Genomic DNA, 23,275 nt, shown 5'->3' with positions numbered 1-23,275 from the left:
CCATGCAGACGATCTTCATCATGGTCAAATGCGATCTCGGCCGCGCCTATGACGTGGCCGACCTCGCGGTGCAGAGCGTAGCGGAAGTGTCGGAAGTGCATTCCGTCTCCGGTCAGTACGATCTGATGATGAAGTGCTTTCTGGAGGATGGGGAGGATATCGGCCATTTCGTGACGGGCCAGATTCAGACCCTGGATGGGGTGAAGGACACCTTCACCATCATCACCTTCAAGGCGTTCACCTAAACAGTCTCACAGTATCCCATGGCCAGGGGGCCGGTCCGCCGCAGCCCCTTGTATGCCGCCACATCGTCCGGTACCGAGCGCAAGACCGACGCGAACTGGTGCCGTTGCGCCCCTGTCAGGGCGGATAGCGGGCGCTGATGTGTGCGGATCGTGAACAGGACCGCGCCACTCTCGGGTAGCTTGGTCAGCGTCTGCCGTTCCACTCGTAGCCATAGCCGCTCACCAGCATTCCCCTCATGAATGTCGGCGTCGGGTGGCGCGTGCGCCTTGGTTCCCGGCTGGAACAGGGTGGGATCGTCCGAGAGGGTCCAGTTGGCCCGCCATACCACCCGCCCCGGCGACAGCGTATCAAAGAACCGGTCAACCGGTGTCGCCAGCATCGCGTCATAGCGCGCGACAGGCCGGTGGATGCCGGGCAACGGCTTGCCCAGCTTATGCGGCAGCATCCAGTGCGACGGAAAGCACACAACCCCGCCCGTCAGCCGCCATCCACCCGGCGACGGCGTCATCAGGCACAGATCATCGGGCAGCAGATGTGCCAGCAAATGCAGCGGATGCTCAAAATCCGCGGGGTCCAGGCGGGCACCATCCACCCGGCTTTCCACACCCTGCCCCACCCGGCAAAACCAGTCCGGAAACCGTACCGTCAGATGGGCGAACAGCAGGCCCATCACCTCCACCGACGCCGCCCGCGCCTCTGGCATCAGGGCCATGACATCCCATTTGCGGTCGCGGATCAGGCGGGCGCGTTCAGCCAACTGTTCCGGCCAGCCGGCATCAGGCGCCAGCCAGCCCTCCATCTCCTGCGCCCGTAACCCCATGGCCATGCGCCAGACATCGCCATCGAAGGGCCAGGGAAACGGTTCGGACGGCAAGGTCGGCATCGATTGGGCATATCAGGGACCGGGACGGCGCATCATGCCCCATCCCGGTCCCGATCATCCTTAGAAATCGACCGTCGTGGAAAGTTTCACGGTGCGCGGCGCGCCCTGCAGAAGGGTGCTGCTGAAACTGTCATAGGCCGACGCCCAGTAGCGCTTGTTGGCGACATTATCGATGTTGAAGCGCAGGCTGACCGGCCTGTCATTCATCTCGAACACATAGCGCGCGCCAATATCAAACCGGGTCCAGGACCCGATTTCCAGGGTGTTGGCGGCATTCACCTTCTGCTCCCCCGTCCGCACAACACGGCCCGTCAGGGTTGCCGCCGGCAGGAAAGGCAGGTCCCATTCGACATTACCGTTCAGGGTGTAGGACGGCACACCGGGCGCCCAGTTGCCCTCATTCACACCACCACCGGTACGGCGCAGTTCCGCCTTGCCGACTGATAGGCCGCCGATCAGGCGCAGGCCTTCCACCGGTTCCCCATCCATACTGAACTCCACACCCCGGTTGCGCTGCTCGCCATCCAGGACATAGATCTGCTGTCCTGCCGGGTTGGCCGGGTCCACGGGCCGGGTAAAGGCGCTGGGCTGCTTCGTCTGATAGAGGGCCAGCGACAGGCCGACACCGCCAACGGCCAGCTTGCCCCCCATCTCATACTGCGTGGACTTGTAGGGCGCGAACACCTCGCCAGAATTGACCAGCTTGGGATCGATGGGCGCACTCGATCCCTGGGCCAGCCCCTGGATACGGTTGATGTAGAGAGAGACGCCGTCGGTAGGCTTGATCACCAGACCGATGACGGGCGTATTGGCACTCTCGTCATACTTACCGGTGCGCGACCCGTCGGCATAAGAATAGGACTTAACCTGGATTGCCTGATGGCGCAGGCCCACGGTCAGAAGGGCGCGGTCATCGAAGGCGCCAATCGTGTCGGAGATGAACAGGCTGCCCAACTGCGTCCGGCTCAGCGGGAATGGGTCATCCAGTTCACCGCCGGCAAACCAGCTCTCCGGCTGCGTAGCGGTCGGCGTGTTGTACAGGTTGGTGGCATAGCCCCGCAGGAAATCATAGGCGTTGCGATTGACCTGCCAGATCATGGAGGCGCCGGCATTCATCTCATGGCTGATCGTGCCCGTCTTGAACTTGGCCCGAATGCCGGCCTGCCCTGCCTCGTTATTGTCGGTGCGTGGCACAAACATGCCGTCACCCGTGGCCGCCCCGGTCACGACATCGGTGACGGTGATGCCGCCATAGAGCCCCCGCTCCGCCCCGTCGCGCGCGCCGAACGCGGCATAGGCGGTGACATCGTCGGTCAGGTCATATTCGCCCTTCACCATGCCATACAGGTCGCGCAGCGTGGAGTAGGTCCAGGGCTGGCCGTAATTGGCATCGGCCTCCGGCACCTTGGGAATGGCCGTGGACACCGTCACCTTGGGCCGCAACTGCCGCACATGCATGCGCTGATAGGCCAGATCCAGGCCCAGACGCGCCCGCTCACCTGTCCAGTCGATGCCGGCGCCCAAGACATAGGCGCTGCGGAACTCACCATCCACCGCCACCTCGCCCCGGCGGGCGGCGCCGTTCACGCGAATGCCGACGCTGTCGTCCGGCCCCGTACGGCGGGAAATGTCAAAGCTGCCGCCGACATGCTCATCCCCCGTATAGTTCAGGGTGGCACGGGTCAGCGGCTTGGCCCCGGCCCGCTTGGGCGTGAGGTTGACGCTACCGCCGATGCCTGACCCGCCGGGCGCAGCCCCGTTCAGGAAGGCGCTGGCGCCGTTCAGCACCTGCACCTGCTCATACAGTTCCGGCGCGATCAACTGGCGCGGCGTCAGGCCGTACAGACCGTCCAGCGCGATGTCGTCGCCATAAAGCGGAAAGCCGCGCAGGATGAACAATTCTGCCGCATTGCCAAACGCATAGCCGGTGCGGATCGAGGGATCGTTCTCCAGCACCTGCCCCAGGGTCTGCGGCTGCTGGTTCAAGATCAGGGCGGAACCATAGGATTTGATGGTGAACGGCACATCCTCCGCCGCCTTGTCGCCCAGCACGCCGACGGACCCGCCCCGGATCACCTGTGTCTGGTTGCCCCGCTGGGCCGTCACCACAATCTCCGACAGGCTGTCCGCCGTCTGGGCCAGGGCTGGCAACGGTGCCAGCGCCGCAGCACTTGCCAGGATCAAAGCACGAAAACGCATCCGAAACCCCCATGCGGCCGTCCCAGCCGCCCTTTAAGGACAAGATTGAAAGTGCAAGCGACAGTCAGTCGCGTTCTTAAGGTGAAAAATTCAGGAACGCCGTGCCTTCATGGCCCAGGCCACGGCCAGGACTGGCACGCCCAGCGCCGCCCAGGACAAGGCGTCGCGCCAGTCATCGCCCGTCAAGGCCGCGACAAGCCCGATGGTGCTGAACAGCGCGATGGCGATTGGGGCCGCGAACACGGCCCACAGCGATTGCCGTTTCATTCCGCGGCTCCCTGCGCGACCGACGCCTCGATCTCCCGCAGGCGCGCTTCGGACGCCATGCCGCGTTTGGCCAGCCACAGATACAGGCCCGATCCCAGGATGATGATGCTGAAAAGGTCCAGCACGGCCCACAGCAGCTTCAGCGGCAGTCCACCATAATCCCCGAAATGAAGCGGCTGCGACATCAGCAGCGTCTGCACGTACCAGGGCAGCGGACGCATCGCCGTCAATTCGCCCGTCCGGGCATCAACCAGGGCAGGCGTAAGCAGCTTCTGCGTCAGGGGCGTGTCCCCTTGCAGGAACACGGCATAATGATGCTGGGTGCTGAACGCGCCACCGGGAAAAGCCACGAACTGCACCCAGTTGCCGGGCGCCGCCCGCCGCGCCGTCGCCACCGCGTCATGCAGGGAGGCCAGCCGATCATGCGGGATCGGCTCCAGCCCCCGGTAGGCACCCGTCAGTTCGGCCAGCTCACCCCGCTGCCACACCTGGACGATGGGGGTGGCCAGCGTATTGATCACGCCCGTCAGGCCGACCACGCTGACCCAGGCCAGGGTCACGATGCCCAGAAGATTATGATAATCCAGCCATCGGACGCGCCTGGACCGGCTGGCCCGCACGGTTCCGAAGGCCAGCTTGCGCATGAAGGGCGCATACAGCACTACACCCGATACAGTGGCCACGAAGAACAGCACACCCATGAAGCCCAGGAACAGCATGCCGGGCAGGCCCAGGAACATGTCGGTGTGAAGCTGCAACAGGAAATGCATCACCCCGTCATCGGTGATTACGCCGACCAGTTCGCCGGTGCGCAGATCGTATGACCGCAGGGTCATCTCCCCTTCCGGCGAATCCGGGCGGGGCGCCGTTGTGACATTCACGACGGGCCGATCCTCATCAAAGCTCATGAACAGACCGGCATGGCCTGGCCGGTCGGCCAGGGCGATTGCCATAATCTCGTCCAGCGACCGGTTCGGCGCATCCGTGACGGTCAGGGCCTGTTTCTCCCCCGCCATCGCCTCGATCTCGTCATGGAAGATCAGGGGCAGGCCGGTAAGGCACAGCATCAGCAGGAATGCCGTACAGATCAGGCTGGACCATTTATGGACCCAGAACCAGGCACGGATCGTCCGGGAGGACATTGATGAGACCGCCAAGCATGATATTGCGATTAATTCGCATTTATAGGCATCGTAAGCAGGCCGTTCAAGCGCCCGGCGCAAATTGGGTCCGCGCGTTCGGGCCATTTAATGCTGATTTTGGGCCAGATGCTGACGGGGTCCCGGCCCCGTCACACTTCCATCACCGGGTAATCTTCCGGCAGATCCACCACGGTGGGTGACGGGATCGGCCCGATATCGGTCAGGATCGTACCCCAGGACCAGCCGACGCCGAACCCGGCCAGGAGCAGTTTCTTGGCTCCCCCCTCCAGTTCTGTGCCCAGGCGCGAACAAAGGGCCAGCGGCACCGACGCGCTGCTGGTATTTCCGTACTTTTCCATGTCGATGATGTATTTGGCGGGATCGGCGCCGATCTTCTTGCGGATATGATCCAGCATCATCTTGTTGGCCTGGTGCGGGACGACATAATCCAGATCGCCTACCGTCACGCCCGCATCGGCCATCGCCTCTTTCAGCAGGCCCGGCACCGCGCGCAGGGTGAAGGTAAAGACCTCTGCCCCGTTCAGATGCAGACGGGCATCCCGGTAAAGCCGCGTCATCTCCGCCTCCGACCGGGGCGGGTCGGTGGGGATCAGGCAGTCGCGCTTGCCCCCTGCCTTCACGAAAATATGCTTGGCCCCGCCGCCATCGGTGCCCAGGCTGACATGGATGGGGGACGCACCCAGATCAATCTCCAGCGCTGTGGCCGAGCCTGCATCCCCAAACAGCGGCAGGGTCGCCTTGTCTTCGGGATGCAGCCAGCGGGTGGAATTATCCCCGCACAGGACCAGCGCGCGCTTGGCCGTACCCGCCAGCAGCCGTGCCGCCATCCAGACGCCATAGACGAAGCCCGAACAGCCCAGGGTGACATCAAAGCACGCGGCAGATGTCGGCAGACCCAGATGACGTTGCAGCACCGCCGCCGTGACCGGCAGCACATAATCCACATCCTGGCTGACGAAAATCAGGACATCGACAGATGATGGTTCCCAGCCCAACTGTTCCAGCAGCCCCTCCGCCGCGGCCCGGCACATGTCGGACGCGCAATAGGGCCGGGGCAGAATGCGGCGTTCATAAACACCGATACCGGCATGCAGCTTGCGCGCCTCCTCCGGCGTGAAGATGCCCGGTTCCTCGACAAAGGAATGGCGCTGACGCGGCACCACGGCCCGCACACCGGCGATCCGTACCCCTTCGATGGTGGCCTTCATGGCTTCACTGTCCTGACCTTCATGTCGTCCATCCAATAGACCACAAACCGATAGGGTGATCCAAGCGGGCGCATGGCCGTTGGGGCCACTCTTGCGCCCCGCACACCCGCCATGATACAAATATCCCAACGATTTCTGTTATTTATCCCCGGTGAAACAGGGTCTGTTTTTGTGTTGCATTCTGTTGCACGGGGGTTCTTGCACCGATGGCCCTGATCCTGATCCGCGCCGATGCCAGCCCGGCAAAGGGCACCGGTCATATCATGCGCTGCCTTGCCTTGGCGGAGGCGCTGCGGGACCAGGGCGACCATGTGGCCTTCGTCACGGCGGAGATTACGCCATCGTTGGCTGATCGCCTGACTGATGATGGATGGGACCACTATGCCGTTACCGGTGACGATCCGGCGGCGATACAGGCGCTTTCCAGTCGGTTGAAGGCCGACGCCCTGGTCGTTGACAGCTACTGGCTGGATGCCGATTGGCGCGCCGCCGTGCGACCTGGGTTCCGCGCCGTGCTGGCGCTGGATGATCTGGCAGACCGTCCCCTGCATGCCGATCTGGTCTGGAACCCCTCCCCGATCGCCGACACCCTGCCCTATGACCGGCTGGCGCCCGGTGCGGGGCTGCTGTTCGGGGATGCGTACCTGCTGCTGCGTCGGGAGATTGCGCGGGCGGCGTCGGGGCCACGGCTGCCCCTGGCCGACCGCGACAGCATCCTGCTAACCTTCGGCGGCTCCGACCCGGCGGGCCTGACGGTGCCGGTAGTAAAGCGTCTTGCCCCAGCCCTGCCCGCCGGCATCCATCTCGACGTGGTGGCTGGGGGCAGCAACCCGTCACTGGACTGTATCCGCGCGGCCTGCGCCCGGTTTGCGGGACAGGTACGGCTGCATGTGGACAGCCGGCGGATGGGGGCGCTGATGGCTGGCGCAGGGCTGGCGGTGACGGCGGGCGGTGGCACCGTCGCTGAACTGGCGGCCCTGGCCGTGCCATCTCTGCTTGTCGTCATCGCTGATAACCAGGCCCCCGCCGCCGCCGATGCGCGGGCCAAAGGCTGGGCATCGGTGATCGATGCGCGGGGCGACCGGACGGCGGCAGCAGACGCGGTTGCGGCCAGCGCCCTCTCGCTCTGGGCGGACCTTCCCGCCCGCACAACCCTGTCCCACCGCATCAGTGCCGGCGGCATCGACGGGCGCGGGGCGCAACGGGTGGCGGCGGCGCTGCGGGTGAGGCTTTCCGCTTAAACCAACCCTTCCAGCACACCCCGCAGATCGGCGGGCAAAGTGACGGGCCGGCGACTGTCGCGGTCGACATAGACATGGATGAAATGCCCGGCGGCGGCGGCACTGTCTGCCCCCTCCCGGAAGATACCGACCTCATAGCGTACGGAGCTGTTGCCCAAATGGGCAACCTTGACGCCGGCCTCCAGAATGTCGGGGAAGGCCACCGACGCGAAGTACCGGCACCCCGTCTCCACAACCAGCCCGATGGTGCCGCCGCCATGGATGTCCAGGACGCCCTTTTCGATCAGATAGGCGTTCACCGCTGTATCGAAATAGGAATAGTAGGTGACGTTGTTGACGTGACCATAGACGTCATTGTCCATCCAGCGCGTGTCCAGCCGGCGGAAATGCCGGAAATCGGCGCGGGTCGGGGCGGTCGGACGGGACATGGGTTCTCCTTCTCAACTCATCTTGCGGATCACGCCTTCCTGCGCCGTGCTGGCGATCAGGCGGCCCGTCCGGTCATAAATACGCCCCTGGTTCAGGCCGCGCCCGCCGCCCGACCAGGGGCTGTGTGTGGTGTAAAGCAGCCAGTCATCGGCCCGGAATTCGCGTTCATGAAGCCAGACGGCATGGTCCAGGCTGGCGCCCTTGGCGGTCCCCGCCAGCCAGTTCAGCCCGTGCGGCAGCAGCGAGGAGCCCAGCAGCACCATGTCAGAAACATAGGCCAGCGCCACCCGATGCAAATCGGCATCATCAGACAGCGGGGCCACCACGCGGAACCAGACATGCTGCACCGGGTCGTGCGGCTGCCCATCCGTCGGGTCCACACGATTCACATGGCGCAGTTCCACGGCCCGGCGGCGGCGCAGAAAGGCCTGGGCCGGGGCCGGCAGCTTGTCGATGAAGCTTTTCACGATCTCCGCCTCGGGCGGCAGATCCTCGGGCCGGGGAACAGCGGGCATGCGGTAATCGGTATGGGCAAGCCCTTCTTCGGGCCGGTGGAAGGAGGCGGTCAGGGTCAGGATCGGCTCGCCGCCCTGGATCGCCTCCACCCGGCGGGTGGCAAAGCTTCGTCCATCGAAATCGCGGTGAACACGCAGGTCGATGGGGAAATTCTCATCCCCCCCGCGCATGAAATAGGCATGCAGAGAATGGGCAATGCGCCCGCCCTCCACGGTACGGATGGCCGCCGCCAGCGCCTGCGCCACCACCTGGCCGCCGAACACGCGGCCCTTGCCGCCGATCTGGCGTGACCCCTGATAAAGGTCCGGACCTTGTTCGCTGACTGTCAGCAGGCGGACCAGCCGCTCCACCATCTCTTCCGGGCCGGGACCCGTCTCTGCCGCTTCCATCGCGGTTACCCCATGTTCAAACATACGTATTACTATCCCGGTCACGGGGCTTGGCTGGCAAGTCCGGTGGCGGCATGGGTGATTTGCTTGTAGAAAGTCTGCCCATCCACATTGCAGCCTGGGACCATCATGGACCGCCTGACCATCGACGCCTCGCCCCGCCCCCTGATCGATGGGGTGCCCGCCATTTCCGCGCTGGGCTGGGGTATGTGGCGGTACCATGATGACAATGTCGCCGCCGCCACGGCACGGTCCATGGCCGCCCTGGAGGCCGGGATTACCCTGTTCGATACTGCCGACATCTATGGCTTCGGCCATGAACACGGGTTCGGCGCGGCAGAGGCTTTGTTCGGGCGGGTGCTGGCCGCCAATCCGGGCCTGCGCGACCGGATTGTGCTGGCCAGCAAGGGCGGCATCCTGCCTCCCATCCCCTATTGGTCGCGCGGGTCCCGCCTGATCGAGACCTGCGAGGCGTCGCTGCGTCGGCTGGGGGTGGAAACCATCGACCTGTATCAGATCCATCGCCCCGACCTTCTGGCCCATCCCGCCGAACTGGCCGCAGCATTGGACACACTGCGCCAGCAGGGCAAGATCAGGGCGGCAGGCGTGTCGAACTATACCCCGACGCAATTCGCGGCCCTGGCCGCCCACATGCCCTTCCCCCTGATCTCCATTCAGCCGGAATTCTCCCCCCTGCATACCGATCCGCTGTTCGACGGGGTGCTGGATCAGGCGCTGGAACGCAATCTGGCGGTCCTGTCCTGGTCGCCCCTGGGCGGCGGACGTTTGCTGGGTGCTGCCGATGATGCCCGCACGCAAACGGTGGCAGCGGCCCTGGACGCGATTGCCACCCGCCAGGAGGCGACGCGCGCCGCCGTCGCCTATGCCTGGGGCATGGCCCATCCGTCCCGCCCCATCCCCCTGATCGGCAGCCAGACCCCGGACCGCATCCGGGAGGCCACCGACGCCTTCAAGGTGGAGATGACGGGGGCCGAATGGTACGCGGTATTGGTGGCCGCCATGGGCAAACCTTTGCCCTAACGGCCCGCCCGCCAACCGCGCAGCAGCAAAGCGTTGCCCACCACACAGACGCTAGATGCCGCCATGGCGGCCCCCGCCAGCATGGGGTTCAACAGGCCCGCCATGGCCAGCGGCACGCCCACCAGATTATAGATGAAGGCCCAGAACAGGTTCTGGCGGATCTTCGTGACGGTACGGCGGGACACGGCGATGGCGTCGGCCACCAGGGCTGGGTCGCCCCGCATCAGGGTGATGCCCGCCGCCCGCATGGCGATATCGGTGCCGGTGCCCATGGCGATGCCGATATCGGCGGCGGCCAGGGCGGGGGCGTCATTGATGCCGTCACCGACCATGGCCACCACACGGCCTCCCGCCTTCAGCCGGGCCAGCGCCTGCCCCTTATCCTGCGGCAGCAATTCCGCCAGAACCTCATCCACACCCAAGGCCGCCGCCGCCGCGGCCGCCGCCCCGGCATTATCGCCGGTCAGCATGATGGTCCGCACGCCCAGCGCCTTCAGCCGGGCAATGGCCGCCGGTGCTGTCTGCTTGACCTTGTCACCAAAGGCGATCAGGCCCAAAACCCGTCCGTCGGCGGCCAGCCATGACAGGCTATGCCCTCGCGCCGTCAGTCCCCGCGCCACGGTGTCCAGCGACGCAACATCCACCCCACGCTCTGCCATCAGACGACCATTGCCCAGCAGCAGGACACGCCCGTCTAGCGTACCCTCCACGCCCAGACCCGGTAGGGCACGGATGGCCCCCGCCGCCGTAACATCCGGCATGGCGTCACGCACGGCCTGGGCCAGGGGATGGAGGCTGGCGGCCTGGAGGGCAGCGGCAAGACGTAGGACCGTGTCCTTGTCCATGCCCGTCACCGGCTGCACCACCGCGATGGCGGGCCGGCCTTCGGTCAGGGTACCGGTCTTGTCGAACGCCACGACACCGATATCCCGCGCCCGTTCCAGCGCCTCTGCATCGCGGATCAGGATACCTGCCCGGGCGGCAGCCCCCGTCCCCACCATCAAGGCCGTCGGCGTCGCAAGACCCAGGGCACAGGGACAGGCGATGACCAGCACGGACACAGCATTGATCATCGCCGCCTCCACCCCGGCCCCGGCCAACAGCCAGCCTGTCAGGGTCAGCAGTGCCAGGATCAGGATGACCGGGACGAACACAGCACTGACCTTGTCCACAATCCGCTGGATCGGGGCCTTGGCCGCCCCCGCCTCCTCCACCATGCGGATGATGCGGAACAGGGTGCTGTCGGCACCCAGGGCGCCCGCCGTCACTGCGATGAACCCGTCCAAGTTCATCGACCCGCCCGTCACCGCAGCCCCCACACCCTTGGCAACCGGCAGGCTCTCACCCGTAATCATGCTTTCATCCAGATGGGTGGCGCCCTCCAGGATGCTGCCGTCCACGGGCACCTGCTCGCCAGCCCGCACCAGCGCCACATCGCCGCGCCGCAGTTCGGCAATGGGCAGCGTCACCTCCACCCCATCGCGGCGCACCCGTGCCACCTGCGGACGCAGTTCCATCAGCGCCTCAATGGCGGCACCGGTCTTGCGCTTGGCCCGCGCCTCCAGCCAGCGGCCCAGCAGCAGCATGGCCACAATGGTGGCCGACGCCTCATAATAAAGGTGCGGCGCATGCCCTTCATGGGCGGTCAGGGCCATCCAGCCTGACAGGCCCCACCCCGCCAGCGTGCCCAGCACCACCAGCACATCCATATTGGCAGCACCGTGGCGCACAGTGTTCCACGCCCCGGCATAGAAGGGCCAGCCCAGCCCGAACTGCACCAACGACCCCAACAGCAACTGCGCCCAGACCGGCAGCACCGGCCCACCCAGCATGGGCAGCAGCAGTGGTGCCGCCAGCAACAGGGCCAGCGCTGCCCGCGCGCCCTCCCCTATCACTGGCTCCCGCGCCCCACCGGACGCCCTGCCGGACGGGGCCGTGGCATCCTCCGCCACCACTGGTGCCGCCCCATAGCCCGCCGCCGTCACCGCCGCGATCAGGTCAGCCTCGGCCACGTCCGCGGCATCGATCAGAGCGGTACCCGTCGCCTGGGAGATTTTCACATCGATAACGCCGGGTACGGCCCGCAGCGCCTTTTCCACCCGCCCGACACAGCCGGCACAGCGCAGTCCTGTCAGCTTCAGGCGCAGCGGTTCGACCAGCGGGGTATAGCCGGCGGCACTGATAGCAGCCACCACAGCCGCCGGCATTTTTACGTCCGCATCAGCAGATGGGGTCACCATCACGCGCCCGCTGGCCAGATTGATGCTGACACCGGCCACGCCGGACAGTTTGCCGACCGCCTTCTCCACCCGGCCAACGCAGGAAACACAGTTCATGCCCTTCACAGGCAGGGAAAGAATTGCAGACATGATACCCCCGAACCAGAGCAGGCCGGATCAGACAAGCATGGTGGAAAGTGCTGGTCATTGACCAGCCGCAATCCATGCCCTTCCGGCAATGTCTCTGGGTTCTGAACCTTCCCACAATAGGAAGGTCAAGGGGCTTTTTTATGGCGCAATGAGATGCCGGACCAGAGGTGGTTCGGTGCCGAGATGGAAGCCACGCACCGCCTCCTGATCCTCCCGGTCGGCATGGGTGACGCGTTCATGCTGGCGCAGATGTTCCAGCCAGCTTTCCAGGACGAAGCTTTCGACCATGCGGCCCGGCTCGGCGGCATCCTCATACAGCGCCCAACTGATGGCGCCATCGCGGTGACGGATGCGGCGCAGGGTGCGCATCGCGCGGATGAAGTCGGCCTTGAGGGCCGGGTCGATCAGATATTCCACCGTGATCATCACCGGGCCCCGGTCGGTCGGGCTGTCCACCGCCACGATGGGCGAGGGCCAGTGCGAGGAGGGCGCGATATTGCCGGCCATATCACCCTTGATCTGCCAGCGCAGCGCCAGACCCAGGGCCAGCACCATGCCGGATGCGGCGATCAGCAGGGTGTCGGGAATGCCAAGGTGCCCAGCGGCAAAGCCCCAACCGGCACTGCCCGCCGCCATCGATCCCTGGAAAACCAGAAGATTGATGGCGAGCGCGCGGGCCTTCACCCAGCTGGGGGCCGCCGTCTGTGCGGCGACATTGAAGCTGGACAGCATGGTGATCCAGGCCATGCCGGCCAGGGCCATGCAGGATGCCGCCTGCGCGAAACTATGGGCGAAGGCCAGGGCCGTACTGACGGCAGCGAAAAGCAGGGTGGCCGCCACGGTCAGGCCGTTGGCCGACAGCACCTTACGCACATGCGGCAGCAACACGGCCCCGACAATGGCACCCGCCCCCATGCTACCCAGCAGCGCGCCATATTCGGCGGCCCCCAGGCCCAGTTCACGGCGTGCGATGATGGGCACAAATGCCCAGAGAGCGCTGGCAAACACGAAGAACCCGACCGACCGGATCAGAACCGTGCGCAGGGCCGGGGAATGGCGGACATAGCGGGCGCCGGCCCGCAAAGCACCGGTGAAATGCTCCGCCGGCAGGGTGGCAGGCTTCGCATCGCGCTTCCAGGCGATCAGCACGATCCAGACACCCAGCACCGAAAGGGCGTTCAGCGCGAACACTGCCGCCGGCCCCGCCGCCGCAATGATGAAGCCGCCAAGCGCCGGGCCAATGGCGCGAGAGATATTGATGCCCAGACTGTTCAGCGAGATCGCTTCCGGCAGGGCCGACTTCGGCACCAGTTCCGGCACGATGGCCTGAAAGGCTGGGGCTGACAGGGCCGCCCCGGTGGCCAGCGCGAAGGTCAGGCCCAGCAGCAGGCCCGGCCCCGTCAGCCCCTGAAAGGTAGCCAGGGCCAGCAGCCCGGCGCAGATCAGCGCCCAGAGCTGCGCCAGGATCAGAAGCCGGCGACGGTCGACAATATCGGCCAGCGCCCCACCGGGCAGGGCGAACAGGAACATGGGCAGGGTGGTGGCCGCCTGGACCAGGGCCACCATTATGGGGGCGTCGGACAGGCTGGTCATCAGCCAGCCGGCCCCGGCATCATGCATCCAGGTACCGACATTCGACACGATGGTGGCAATCCACAGCGCTCGGAACAGGGGCAGCCGCAAGGGGCTTTGCGTCGGGCTGTTGGTATCCGCCATCAGTTCCGGCCTTTGCGATGGGTCAGGATGGCGGCCAGGATCAACCCGCCAACCAGCCCGACATGTTCCAGAAAGGTGTTGCGCTCATGAAAACGGGCCACCGGGTCGGCCACGGTCCAGAATGGATGCACGATCAGAGTGGCCAGCGCCGTGAACACACCCAGCGCCCCTGCCCCCAACCAGGCAAACCGCCCCGTGATGAGTGCCGCCGCCCCACCCAATTGCACGGCCAGCGTGGCGATGACCGTCACCCAGGCAGGTTCCAGCCCGAAATGCGCCGCCTCTGCCAAGGCACCATCAATGTCCAGTAGCTTGGCAATGCCGCTGCTCCAGAAAGGCAGGGTCAGCAGGATGCGGCCCGCAATGTTGAGCGCGGGGCTTTCCAGCAGGGCAGCAATGGGCGGCGGGGTGTTGGGCATCTCAGACCGCCCAACAGCCGCAACCGAACGCACCCCAAAACCCCGCCTCGTCCGCTGCCGGTGCAGGGCTAGCGTAAGCGGCAGCATGGTCATGACCGTGGACGGCGCAGGACGACGCGCAGCCGCAGAGCGACGCCATCTTCAAGAGCTTGCCATCCTTGTCCCGCGCCGGCTGCCAATAGCCGCCAAAGGTACGGACGGGCGACCAGTCGGGCATGGGCTTGGGCAGATCGGGGGCCAGATCGCGGTAATCGCCCGCGCCATGCACGACCTTACCCCCCAGCAGGGTCAGAACGGAGGTGATGTGCGGGATATCGCTTTCCGCCACGCTGAAATAATCGTCCGACAGGACAATCAAATCAGCCAGTTGACCGGCCTTGATCTGCCCTTTCTTGCCCTGCTCGTTGGAAAACCAGGTATTGGCCTCAGTCCACAGGCGCAGGGCCGTCTCGCGGTCCAGACGGTTGGCGGGCGGATACAGGCTGGTCCCGCCCACTGTCTTGCCGCTGACCAGCCAGGATAACGACACCCAGGGGTTATAGCTGGCCACCCGCGTGGCATCGGTGCCGGCCCCGACGGGGATGCCCGCCGCCATCATCTTCGCGATGGGCGGCGTCGCCTCGGCTGCCTTGACGCCATAGCGTTCGACGAAATACTCGCCCTGATAGGCCATGCGGTGCTGAACCGCGATACCGCCGCCCAGCGCCGCGATACGGTCGATATTGCGCTGATCGATAGTTTCCGCATGATCAAAGAACCAGTGCAGCCCATCAAAGGGCACGTCGCGGTTCACCTTCTCGAACACGTCCAGCGCGCGGGTGATGGTCTCGTTATAGGTGGCGTGCAACCGCCAGGGCCAGCGGTTCTCCACCAGCAGGCGGACCACAGGCTCCAGGTCTGTTTCCATGTTGGGCGGCATCTCGGGCCGCTCCACCCGGAAATCCTCAAAATCAGCGGCGGAATAGACCAGCATCTCGCCAGCGCCATTATGGCGGTAGGTATCGTCCCCCTGCCCCGGCGTTACCTGCTTGGCCCAGCCGGAAAAATCCGCCAGCTCCTGCTTGGGCTTCTGCGTGAACAGATTGTAGGAGATGCGCAGGGTCAGTTCCCCATCGCCATGCAGCTTTTCGATGATGGCGTAATCGTCGGGATAATTCTGGAACCCGCCGCCGGCATCGATAACCCCGGTGACGCCCAGCCGGTTCATCTCCCGCATGAAATGGCGGGTGGAATTCAGCTGGTACTCCGGCGGCAACTTTGGCCCCTTGGCCAGCGTCGCATAGAGGATGGTGGCGTTGGGCTTGGCCAGCAGCAGACCCGTCGGCTCCCCATTTTGATCGCGCTGGATCTCACCGCCCGGCGGGTTGGGCGTGTCGCGCGTGTAGCCGACGGCACGCAGGGCGGCCCGGTTCAACAGGGCGCGGTCATAGAGATGCAGAATGAAGACGGGCGTGTCGGGGGCGGCCTGGTTGATCTCGTCCAGGGTGGGCAGGCGCTTTTCCACGAACTGATGTTCGGTGAAGCCGCCGACGATGCGCACCCATTGCGGCGGCGGCGTCACCTCGGCCTGCTTCTTAAGCATGGCCATGGCGTCGGCCAGGGTCGGCACCCCGTCCCAGCGCAGTTCCATATTGTAATTCAGGCCGCCCCGGATGATGTGCATATGGCTGTCGATCAGGCCGGGGATGACGCGGCGGCCCTTGGCATTGATCAGGGTCGCATCGGGGCCGGCAGCGGCGCGCACCTCCGCTTCCGTGCCCACGGCCAGGATACGCCCGTCGCGGATGGCAACCGCCTGGGCCTGCGGATTGGCGCGGTCCAGCGTTGTGACCTTGGCATTGGTAAGGATCAGGTCTTTGGTCGGCATGGCGGCTTTCCCCGGATCGGCCAGAAAAGGTGTCATCAGCAGGGACGCAGCCCCGGCCAGTGTGGTACGGCGGTCCGGCCCGGTCATGCGTTCCGGTCCTGGTCGCCGGGCAGGCGGCCCATCACGTGCTTGGCACAATCCTCGCGCAGATAAGCGGTCACCGCCTCACCCGCATAAAGACGCTTGGCCAGCGGCACGATCTGTTCCCCCAACAGGATGCCCAGAAGCCCGATCAGCGCAATGGTCGGCGGCGCCGGGGAGCGCACATTCAGCAGGCTGTAGATGACACCGACCAGCAGGCCGGCCCCCAGCGACAGGAGATAGGGCTTCATGGGAATGGCTCCCCGGTGGGTGGAGGAAGGAAAGTGCTGGGTTACCCTCACCCTCCCAAGCCTTCCGGCTTGGGCCCCTCCCTCTCCCACGTTCGTGGGCGAGGGGTGAAATTCTACCCTCGCCCGCTTGCGGGAGAGGGAGGGGCCCGTTGGCGCCAGCCGACGGGAGGGTGAGGGAACGAACAGTCGTCTTCGGGAAAATCAGTGCCCTTCAGACGCCCCGAACATGGTCTTGGCATAGATGATACCCAGGCCATAGGCGCCGCCGAACTTCTTGGCGATACCCGTGGTCAGGTCATAGGTCTCGCCCCGTGCCCAGTCGCGCTGCAATTCCAGCATGTATTGCAGCGAGGTCATCGGACGCACGCCCGCCTGGATCATGCGTTCCATGGCGCGCTCATGCGCCTCGTCAGAGACATCGCCGCAGGCATCGGCGATGACATAGACCTCATAGCCCTGGGCCAGGGCCGACAGGGTGGGGCCGACGATGCAGACCGACGTCCACAGGCCGCAGAAGACAAGACGGTCCTTGCCGATCTTGTTCACCACCTCAATGACGCCCGCATCCTCCCAGGTGTTCATGGAGGTGCGGTCCAGCAGCTTTTCGCCGGGGAAAGCGTCGGTGATTTCGTTGAACATGGGGCCGGAGAAGCTCTTCTCCGCCACGGTCGTCAGGATGGTGGAAACGCCGAAGCCCTTGGCGGCATGGGCCACCAAGGCGGCATTATTGCGCAACTGCACGGCATCGATGGACTTGGTGGCAAAGGCCATCTGCGACTGGAAGTCGATCATGATCAGGGTGTGATCAGCGGGCGACAGCAGCAGCGGACCGGGGGTCGGGGTGGCGACGATGGACATGGGGGCGTTCCTTCTGCCAGGGCACGGGGCGGGTCTTATGTTCAAGAACCCTGCCGTCCTGAATTCATGGAAAAGGCGGTATGGATGGCGACGGGTGTTTCCCGTTCAGCGCCAATCCTAACCACCAACACCCCGCCGGTGCTTGCGCGAAAGTCCGGCTTTTAGAACTTTTAACCTAAGGGGTCACGCGGATATCGACCCGTCGGCGCGATATCTCCGTCAACCCGTCAAAAGCCGGATCGGCCAGGGGGACCGGGTTCTGTTTCCACTCAACACGCACCTTGTCCGTCGGCACGCCCAGGCTGACCAGCCAGAGCCGCGCCATCTCCGCCCGCGTCTTGCCAAGACCCGCCGGCTCGGCAAGGCTTTGCCCTGAAACGTGCACGGGCTCGGTCTCCGCGTAACCGGTAATAACGACATTGCCGCCCGATGCCTTGGCATAGGTGGCAGCCCTCACCAGCATCCAGTCGCTTTGCTGATAGACCACAAAATCGCGACCGAAATCGAAGGGAATGGGGAACAGCTGGGCGGTGTAGGGCGGCGGCGGAGCCGGTTCGGGCGCGTAAAGCGGACGGATATTGCGGGACGGCAGGACGAAGCGCCGGCCCGGAAAACCCTCTGCCGGGATCATCGCCCGCGTACAGGCCTGTGCGGGCAGGATCGATACCCGCACCGGTTCCAGCACCATGGCACCGCAGGCATTATCCTGGTTGTCTGCAATCCGCCCTTCAACCAGTACCGCCATGGACCAGTCCGGCTTGGTCGCCGACTGGGTGATATCGAAACGCCGGCCCGTCTCCCGCTCCTCGGCCAGCCAGCAGCCGGATTTGCGACCCGCGTCGGTGTCGCGATAGACGGGACAAGAAATGAAGCGTACGGCGTCTGCCGCCTGCGCAACACTATTGAACGACAGAAGCGCCAGCAGCGCCGTCATGATCCGCCGCATGTCAGAGCGCCCCCATCAGATTGACCAGATCGCGCTTTTCCTGCTCCGTGTAGCCGATATTGTAGCGCCGGTCGTAATAGTCGATCACGGCCCGCAGGTCAGGGGCAGAACCGCTGGCGAAATAGGGCGCCCTGCCCGTCAGGCCGCGCAGGGTCTGCAAGGTGATCTTGCCCACATCCTCACACCGGCCTGTGGTCAGGGCGTATCCCGGATCATGGGTATGGATGACGCGGCCATAATGCGGATGCGCGGGCCCCTTGCAGGTGAGGCGGAACAGGGGCAGATGCGGCTGCGGGTCGGCAAAGGGCATGGTGGTAGTGCCCAGATCGACCTGGCCAGGAGCCACATCCATGCCCATCTGGCTCATGTTATGGCAGAAGACGCAGGAATTGCGGACCGGATTGCCGAAACCGACGGGGGAATTGATCCCGGCACTGTCGGTGATCAGAAACATCTTCTCCCGGAAGACACGCGCCCCACGGGCAACGGATTCCCGCCATGCCCGCTGTTCCGGCGTGATGTCGGCATCGGCGGGGATTTTCTCCCACGCCGCAAACTCGCTCCACACCGCCGCACCCTGGCTGCCCAGGCGGCCAGGTGCAGACCTCGCAAGGGTTTCCGGGCCGCCACGGGCGCCCATCGCATCCAGATCGCCACCGACGCGGTCCCGCTGCCGGGCCACGAAGATACGATCCTCGAAATCACGGATGCGTTTGATATCGTCCGGGGTCAGCGCATCGAAGCCCAGATGCGAATGGGCCGCGTCGCGCATCTGCGCTTCCAGCGACAAGGCGCGTCGGTCGGCCATCAGATTGCCGCTGACCATCTGCCCGGTTTCGGGATCGATGGGCAGGGGTTTGCCGACCTTGGGATCGATCGCAAACCCCATGGCCAGGATATATTTGAAGTTCGCCACCGGACGGGGCCGGCGGAAGACGGAAACCTGCGGGTTGGGCGATGACAGGCCCCAGACCTTGGAGGCATTGCATCCGGTCGGGTCGCGCACAACCTCCAGCGTGAAGTCGGGTTCGATCTTCTGCCCGTCATGATCGACGGGCGGCCAGGGCCGGGCGATACGGAACAGGCCATGATCCAGCAGCAGGGAATGCGATGCCCGCTCCCCCTGTGCCAGATCGGGGCAGTTGGCCCCGTCGATGGCCGCGAAAAGCGGGTCCATGCCAGCCGTCTCCTGCCACCGGATGCGGGCGGTTTCAGCCGACAGGCTCATCCCGTCCGACGGCTGGTGGCAGGTGACGCAGGCACGACCGTACTTGCCTTTGGGTTCGAAGAAGGGGTGGCCCTTCGTTTCCATCGGACCGCCATCCAGCAGCAGGCGGGTGACACCATCGGCGTCGGCATCATCATACTGTGCCGGAAAGGGCTTGCCGTCGCCGGGCGACCACCAAGTGGCCCCCGCCGGCAGGGTGAAGGCCGCCAGCAGGGCCAGGACGGAAACGAAGGACCGCTTCATAAAGACACCCCCGCTTTAGAACCGGTAGGTCAGGCGGCCGCCATACTGACGACGCGCGCCATAGATGATGCCGCCATCAGCAGAGGAAGAGTTCTGAAGCTGGCTGGCAATGTAGGTTTCGTCAAACAGGTTCGTCACGAACAGTTCCAGGCGGACGGCATCCGTGGGTTCAATGGACAGACGTGCATCGACCACATCGCGCGACGGCAGGGTGGTGACAAGGCTGGGGAACGGGGTCGCATAGCTTTTGCCAACGTGGCTCCATTGCAGGCGCGGGGTGATGGCCGTTTCACCCGCCAGGATTTCATATTGGACCCCGGCATTGATGGTCCATTCCGGGGAGAAGGGCAGCGTGCTGCCCTTGGTCACCAGCTCATTGCGGTTGGCGACCGTGTTCTGAAGCGTCGTATTCTTTGCAAACTCGGCATCCAGATAACCAAGACCCGCATTGAAGCCCAACGCGCCGAACCGCCCCTCCAACTCCAGCTCACCGCCCATCGACTTGCCGGCAGCGGCGTTCTGGGTCAGCGGCAGGCCGTTGGCCAGGCTGGCCAGCTGCATGTCCTTATAGTCGGAATAGAACACCGACCCGTTCAGGCGCAGGCGGCGGTCCAGCAAGGTGGTCTTCCACCCCGCCTCATAGACCAGATTGGTTTCCGGGCCAAAGGCCGGGCTGGAAGCCGGCAGATTGCCGCCGCCGGCCTTGTACCCGCGCGAGAGGCTGGCATAGAGCATCGTGTCGTCTGTCGCGTGGTAGTTCGCCCCCACCTTGCCCGTCAGCTTGGTGGAGCTAAGCTTGCTGATGCCCGTGCCGCCGGCGGAAACAATACGGTTATAGGTCTGGTCATCCCAGGAGTGGCGGGCACCAACGATCAGTTCCCACTGCTCCGTCGCGAAATAATTCGCCTGACCGAAAACCGATTGCGACTTGTTCGTCACCTTCGAAATGATGGTGGAGGTGGAGGAGACGAAATTGACGGTGTTGTTGTTGTCGCGCAGGACGGTGATGGGAATATCCTCATCCATGCGGAAAGCACCGACCACCCAGGTCAGCGGACCGTCGCCGGTGGAAAGAAGGTTCACCTCGTTGATCAGTGTTTCAATGGTGGTGTCGGTATAACCGACACGTCCGACATTGGATGCCGGCGGACGCGGGCGGGCCGTGGATGTGCGGTCGCCGTCGGTCTGGTCCGTCGTGCTGCCATCCTGCCAGGAGGTGAGGGCACGCAGATCGACGCTGTCCGACAAGGCGAGTTTCAGTTCCCCCGACAGCCGATAACCTTCCTGCTTCAGGTAGGAGATGGCGTCTTCCTGAATGACATAGGGATTGGTGCTGACCGTATCGTTGCGGCGCTTGACGGCGTTATTGTCACTGTCGCTGTTGAAATACTCACCGCGCAGGTTGATGCGCAGCGTCTCCGCGTCATTGCGCAGCGCGATGTTGAGGCGGGCACCCTCCAGATCGATATTGCCCGGATCGCTGGGGCTGGGTCCGATATTCTTGGAGAAGCTGTCGCGCTTGTCGCGGACGGCTGCAACGCGCACGGCAACATTGTCACCCATCCCGACATTCAAGGCGCCGGTGGTGCGATACCAGTCATAGGATGCGATGGTCTGGTCGACAAAGCCCTTCACGACACCGAATTCCGGGTCCGGCGTGCGCACATAGATGGCGCCACCCGTGGAATTCTGGCCCGTCAGCGTGCCCTGCGGCCCGCGCAGCACTTCCAGCGAGCCGATATCGTAGAAGGACTGGCTGATGAACTGTTCATGCGGGATAAGCTGTCCGTCGATGTAATAGGCGACACCGGGGCTGGAGCTGGGCGCGGTCTGCGCGATACCGACGCCGCGGATATTCACATAGGTGGAACGGTTCACCTGATTGATGGCGATGGAGGGGGAGACCTGCTGGATATCGGCCAGATTGGCCACACCCTTGCGGACGATGTCCTCACCCGACAGGACGGTGGCGCTGATCGGCACGTCCTGAAGGCTCTGTGTCCGGCGTTCCGCCGTCACCACGATCTCTTCCAGAACAGGGGTGCTGTCGGCCTGGGCCAAAGCCGCCGGAACGATGGCACTACCGGCCAGCAAAAGGGTAAGCAGACGCACTGCCGGGCGCGATGCCAGCTTCTTCATAGGGCTTCTCCCTTGGGATGGCCCGGACGCGCAAGGCGAAGCGGGCTCTTGATTCGTTGAATTACGCAACGATACGACAGCGCAACATGTAATGCAATATAACAAATTATAAGCAGGACGAATTTTCAACGCGCTCTGTCCAGGCGCAAAAAAAGCCCGTGACGCGGAGCGCCACGGGCCATAACTCGTTACAGGGGATAATGGTTTATCCGTTGTCTACATAACGGCCACGAATGGTCATCACCGCCGCTGACACACCTGCGGCCAGTACGACAGGCACCATGGCCATGGCGACGCCCGCCGGTCCCCATCCCTGGCTCAGCAGATGACCCGCGACCAGCGGGCCGGCGATGGAGCCCAACCGACCAACGGCAATGGATGCACCCGTAGCCAACCCCCGGACGATACCGGGATAATAGAGCGGGATGATCCCATAGAGCGAATATTGCGCGCCCAGCAGGAAGAAGCCCGCAAGCCCGGCCAAAACCAGCACCGGCACCAGATTCTCCGCCCCCGCCAGCCCGAACATGGCCAGCGCCAGGCAAGGATATGCCGCGATGATGGGAATGCGCGGCCCCAGCCGGTCGACCAGAAAGCCGATCCCCAGGGCCCCGACAATACTGCCGGCATTGAAGGCAAAGGCAGCCCCTGCCCCACCAACACCGCCCAACCCCTTGGCCGCGACCAGCGACGGCAGCCAGTTCAGCAGCAGATACAGCACCAGCAGCGTCATGCCGAAGGTGAACCAGGCCAGCAGGGTAATCAGCAACCGCCCCTCACCGAACAGGGCCTTCGCGGCACCCGGACGCTCCGCCAGGGAAGTATGAACCACCCGGCTGTCGGGCATCAGCTTCCACATCGCGGGCAGCAGCAACAAGGGCAACACGCCACCGGCCAGGAAGATGGAGTGCCAGCCATATTGCTCCAGCAGACCCGCCGCGAACAGCGCGGCCAAGGCGCCGCCCGCCGGCATGCCGGAAAACATCAGGGTGATGGTCCGGGTGCGGCGTTCCGGTGGCGCAATTTCCAGGGCAACCGCCACCAGGCTGGGCATCGCTGCCCCCATGCCGGCACCTGCGAAGAACCGGAAGACGCCAAGCGATACCGGACCGGCAGCGACCAGTGTGGCCAAGGTGAAAAGCCCGAAAATGGCAACGCAGACCATCAGCAGGCCCTTGCGCCCCATCCGGTCGGCCAGCCAGCCGCCCGTGAATGCACCAAGGACAAGGCCCGCCATGCCGGCCCCGAACACCACGCCCGCCTGTCCAGGCGTCAGGCCCAGTTGCGGGATCAGATACGGGGCGGCAACGCCGATGGCTTGAATATCAAAGCCTTCCAGCAGCGCAATCAGGAAGCAGAGAAGCAGGGTGATGCCGCCACGCGGCACGGATTGGGCGGGTGCGCCCATGGGTAACCTCCCGTCTATGCCCCTCGTGGCGGGGGCTTTGGCTATTCTGATGACATCATAATACAGAATCTTGTTATCATGCATAATCATTTTATTGGACAAGGGTTGGCGTTGATGCTTTTAATCAACTCACGCATCCGCCCCTGTCTGTCCTGCTTATCAAGGGCT

At 64.6% G+C, this 23,275-nt stretch carries 20 protein-coding genes; 3 read left to right on the top strand and 17 right to left on the bottom strand.

The window, feature by feature from the left end; translation table 11 throughout:
• Positions 1-2: 2 nt before the first annotated feature.
• Complete coding sequence (locus tag ACT6Q8_RS09975) at positions 3-245, top strand: Lrp/AsnC ligand binding domain-containing protein (RefSeq protein WP_054166328.1); 243 nt, start codon at positions 3-5, stop codon at positions 243-245.
• On the opposite strand, the gene ACT6Q8_RS09970 is transcribed toward ACT6Q8_RS09975, so the two are convergent.
• The 5 genes from ACT6Q8_RS09970 to ACT6Q8_RS09950 form a co-directional block, all read right to left on the bottom strand.
• Complete coding sequence (locus ACT6Q8_RS09970) at positions 242-1,129, bottom strand: heme-dependent oxidative N-demethylase family protein (protein ID WP_444732335.1); 888 nt, start codon at positions 1,127-1,129, stop codon at positions 242-244. The genes ACT6Q8_RS09975 and ACT6Q8_RS09970 overlap by 4 nt on opposite strands.
• Before the next feature lie 60 nt (positions 1,130-1,189).
• The gene (locus ACT6Q8_RS09965; protein WP_444732336.1) at positions 1,190-3,328 is read right to left on the bottom strand and encodes a TonB-dependent receptor; all 2,139 of its coding nucleotides are present in this window, start codon (positions 3,326-3,328) and stop codon (positions 1,190-1,192) included.
• A 90-nt stretch (positions 3,329-3,418) separates the two neighbouring features.
• Complete coding sequence (locus ACT6Q8_RS09960; protein ID WP_444732337.1) at positions 3,419-3,595, bottom strand: hypothetical protein; 177 nt, start codon at positions 3,593-3,595, stop codon at positions 3,419-3,421.
• A complete protein-coding gene (locus ACT6Q8_RS09955) occupies positions 3,592-4,737 on the bottom strand; it encodes a PepSY-associated TM helix domain-containing protein (RefSeq protein ID WP_444732338.1) in 1,146 nt (381 codons plus the stop codon). Before ACT6Q8_RS09955 ends, ACT6Q8_RS09960 begins: the two co-directional genes overlap by 4 nt.
• 149 nt (positions 4,738-4,886) lie before the next feature.
• Complete coding sequence (locus tag ACT6Q8_RS09950; RefSeq protein WP_444732339.1) at positions 4,887-5,966, bottom strand: 3-oxoacyl-ACP synthase III family protein; 1,080 nt, start codon at positions 5,964-5,966, stop codon at positions 4,887-4,889.
• 206 nt (positions 5,967-6,172) lie between these two features.
• On the opposite strand from ACT6Q8_RS09950, the gene pseG reads away from it, so the two are divergent.
• Positions 6,173-7,207, top strand: a complete 1,035-nt coding sequence (gene pseG / locus ACT6Q8_RS09945; RefSeq protein ID WP_444732340.1) for a UDP-2,4-diacetamido-2,4,6-trideoxy-beta-L-altropyranose hydrolase — start codon at positions 6,173-6,175, stop codon at positions 7,205-7,207.
• Here pseG and ACT6Q8_RS09940 read toward each other — a convergent pair.
• On the bottom strand, positions 7,204-7,635 hold the full coding sequence (locus tag ACT6Q8_RS09940) for an acyl-CoA thioesterase (protein WP_444732341.1): 432 nt from the start codon (positions 7,633-7,635) through the stop codon (positions 7,204-7,206). The two genes, pseG and ACT6Q8_RS09940, sit on opposite strands and share 4 nt — an antisense overlap.
• A 12-nt stretch (positions 7,636-7,647) precedes the next feature.
• A complete protein-coding gene (locus ACT6Q8_RS09935) occupies positions 7,648-8,565 on the bottom strand; it encodes an acyl-CoA thioesterase (protein WP_444732342.1) in 918 nt (305 codons plus the stop codon).
• 105 nt (positions 8,566-8,670) lie between these two features.
• On the opposite strand from ACT6Q8_RS09935, the gene ACT6Q8_RS09930 reads away from it, so the two are divergent.
• Positions 8,671-9,582, top strand: a complete 912-nt coding sequence (locus ACT6Q8_RS09930) for an aldo/keto reductase (RefSeq protein WP_444732343.1) — start codon at positions 8,671-8,673, stop codon at positions 9,580-9,582.
• Here ACT6Q8_RS09930 and ACT6Q8_RS09925 read toward each other — a convergent pair.
• The 10 genes from ACT6Q8_RS09925 to ACT6Q8_RS09880 form a co-directional block, all read right to left on the bottom strand.
• Complete coding sequence (locus ACT6Q8_RS09925) at positions 9,579-11,951, bottom strand: heavy metal translocating P-type ATPase (RefSeq protein ID WP_444732344.1); 2,373 nt, start codon at positions 11,949-11,951, stop codon at positions 9,579-9,581. The genes ACT6Q8_RS09930 and ACT6Q8_RS09925 overlap by 4 nt on opposite strands.
• Before the next feature lie 138 nt (positions 11,952-12,089).
• Positions 12,090-13,667 carry an MFS transporter gene (locus ACT6Q8_RS09920; protein ID WP_444732345.1) on the bottom strand — a complete coding sequence of 526 codons (1,578 nt, stop codon included), beginning with the start codon at positions 13,665-13,667 and terminating at the stop codon, positions 12,090-12,092.
• Positions 13,667-14,086 carry a DoxX family protein gene (locus ACT6Q8_RS09915; RefSeq protein WP_444732346.1) on the bottom strand — a complete coding sequence of 140 codons (420 nt, stop codon included), beginning with the start codon at positions 14,084-14,086 and terminating at the stop codon, positions 13,667-13,669. The genes ACT6Q8_RS09920 and ACT6Q8_RS09915 overlap by 1 nt, the downstream gene beginning before the upstream one ends.
• A 1-nt stretch (position 14,087) precedes the next feature.
• Positions 14,088-16,040 (bottom strand): amidohydrolase, encoded by a 1,953-nt coding sequence (locus ACT6Q8_RS09910; RefSeq protein ID WP_054166316.1) that lies wholly within the window; start codon positions 16,038-16,040, stop codon positions 14,088-14,090.
• Positions 16,037-16,285, bottom strand: a complete 249-nt coding sequence (locus tag ACT6Q8_RS09905; RefSeq protein WP_054166315.1) for a DUF1427 family protein — start codon at positions 16,283-16,285, stop codon at positions 16,037-16,039. Before ACT6Q8_RS09905 ends, ACT6Q8_RS09910 begins: the two co-directional genes overlap by 4 nt.
• A 201-nt stretch (positions 16,286-16,486) precedes the next feature.
• Positions 16,487-17,143 carry a hydrolase gene (locus ACT6Q8_RS09900; RefSeq protein WP_102115353.1) on the bottom strand — a complete coding sequence of 219 codons (657 nt, stop codon included), beginning with the start codon at positions 17,141-17,143 and terminating at the stop codon, positions 16,487-16,489.
• Between the two features lie 175 nt (positions 17,144-17,318).
• Positions 17,319-18,089, bottom strand: coding sequence for a hypothetical protein (locus ACT6Q8_RS09895; RefSeq protein WP_444732347.1), 771 nt, complete (start codon positions 18,087-18,089; stop codon positions 17,319-17,321).
• Between the two features lies 1 nt (position 18,090).
• On the bottom strand, positions 18,091-19,560 hold the full coding sequence (locus tag ACT6Q8_RS09890; protein WP_444732348.1) for a hypothetical protein: 1,470 nt from the start codon (positions 19,558-19,560) through the stop codon (positions 18,091-18,093).
• Between the two features lie 15 nt (positions 19,561-19,575).
• Positions 19,576-21,699 (bottom strand): TonB-dependent receptor, encoded by a 2,124-nt coding sequence (locus ACT6Q8_RS09885; RefSeq protein ID WP_444732349.1) that lies wholly within the window; start codon positions 21,697-21,699, stop codon positions 19,576-19,578.
• A 205-nt stretch (positions 21,700-21,904) separates the two neighbouring features.
• A complete protein-coding gene (locus ACT6Q8_RS09880; RefSeq protein WP_054166312.1) occupies positions 21,905-23,107 on the bottom strand; it encodes an MFS transporter in 1,203 nt (400 codons plus the stop codon).
• Positions 23,108-23,275 lie beyond the last annotated feature (168 nt).

It is taken from the genome of Niveispirillum sp. (genome assembly GCF_052437035.1).
In the GTDB taxonomy this organism is placed as follows: domain Bacteria; phylum Pseudomonadota; class Alphaproteobacteria; order Azospirillales; family Azospirillaceae; genus Niveispirillum.
This window is presented reverse-complemented; position numbering and strand designations above follow the sequence as displayed.

Coding starts and splice junctions, on each gene's coding strand:
- ACT6Q8_RS09975 (WP_054166328.1), top strand. CDS start 3: ATGCAGACGATCTTCATCATGGTCAAATGCGATCTCGGCCGCGCCTAT.
- ACT6Q8_RS09970 (WP_444732335.1), bottom strand. CDS start 1,129: ATGCCGACCTTGCCGTCCGAACCGTTTCCCTGGCCCTTCGATGGCGAT.
- ACT6Q8_RS09965 (WP_444732336.1), bottom strand. CDS start 3,328: ATGCGTTTTCGTGCTTTGATCCTGGCAAGTGCTGCGGCGCTGGCACCG.
- ACT6Q8_RS09960 (WP_444732337.1), bottom strand. CDS start 3,595: ATGAAACGGCAATCGCTGTGGGCCGTGTTCGCGGCCCCAATCGCCATC.
- ACT6Q8_RS09955 (WP_444732338.1), bottom strand. CDS start 4,737: ATGTCCTCCCGGACGATCCGTGCCTGGTTCTGGGTCCATAAATGGTCC.
- ACT6Q8_RS09950 (WP_444732339.1), bottom strand. CDS start 5,966: ATGAAGGCCACCATCGAAGGGGTACGGATCGCCGGTGTGCGGGCCGTG.
- pseG (WP_444732340.1), top strand. CDS start 6,173: ATGGCCCTGATCCTGATCCGCGCCGATGCCAGCCCGGCAAAGGGCACC.
- ACT6Q8_RS09940 (WP_444732341.1), bottom strand. CDS start 7,635: ATGTCCCGTCCGACCGCCCCGACCCGCGCCGATTTCCGGCATTTCCGC.
- ACT6Q8_RS09935 (WP_444732342.1), bottom strand. CDS start 8,565: ATGTTTGAACATGGGGTAACCGCGATGGAAGCGGCAGAGACGGGTCCC.
- ACT6Q8_RS09930 (WP_444732343.1), top strand. CDS start 8,671: ATGGACCGCCTGACCATCGACGCCTCGCCCCGCCCCCTGATCGATGGG.
- ACT6Q8_RS09925 (WP_444732344.1), bottom strand. CDS start 11,951: ATGTCTGCAATTCTTTCCCTGCCTGTGAAGGGCATGAACTGTGTTTCC.
- ACT6Q8_RS09920 (WP_444732345.1), bottom strand. CDS start 13,667: ATGGCGGATACCAACAGCCCGACGCAAAGCCCCTTGCGGCTGCCCCTG.
- ACT6Q8_RS09915 (WP_444732346.1), bottom strand. CDS start 14,086: ATGCCCAACACCCCGCCGCCCATTGCTGCCCTGCTGGAAAGCCCCGCG.
- ACT6Q8_RS09910 (WP_054166316.1), bottom strand. CDS start 16,040: ATGACCGGGCCGGACCGCCGTACCACACTGGCCGGGGCTGCGTCCCTG.
- ACT6Q8_RS09905 (WP_054166315.1), bottom strand. CDS start 16,285: ATGAAGCCCTATCTCCTGTCGCTGGGGGCCGGCCTGCTGGTCGGTGTC.
- ACT6Q8_RS09900 (WP_102115353.1), bottom strand. CDS start 17,143: ATGTCCATCGTCGCCACCCCGACCCCCGGTCCGCTGCTGCTGTCGCCC.
- ACT6Q8_RS09895 (WP_444732347.1), bottom strand. CDS start 18,089: ATGCGGCGGATCATGACGGCGCTGCTGGCGCTTCTGTCGTTCAATAGT.
- ACT6Q8_RS09890 (WP_444732348.1), bottom strand. CDS start 19,560: ATGAAGCGGTCCTTCGTTTCCGTCCTGGCCCTGCTGGCGGCCTTCACC.
- ACT6Q8_RS09885 (WP_444732349.1), bottom strand. CDS start 21,699: ATGAAGAAGCTGGCATCGCGCCCGGCAGTGCGTCTGCTTACCCTTTTG.
- ACT6Q8_RS09880 (WP_054166312.1), bottom strand. CDS start 23,107: ATGGGCGCACCCGCCCAATCCGTGCCGCGTGGCGGCATCACCCTGCTT.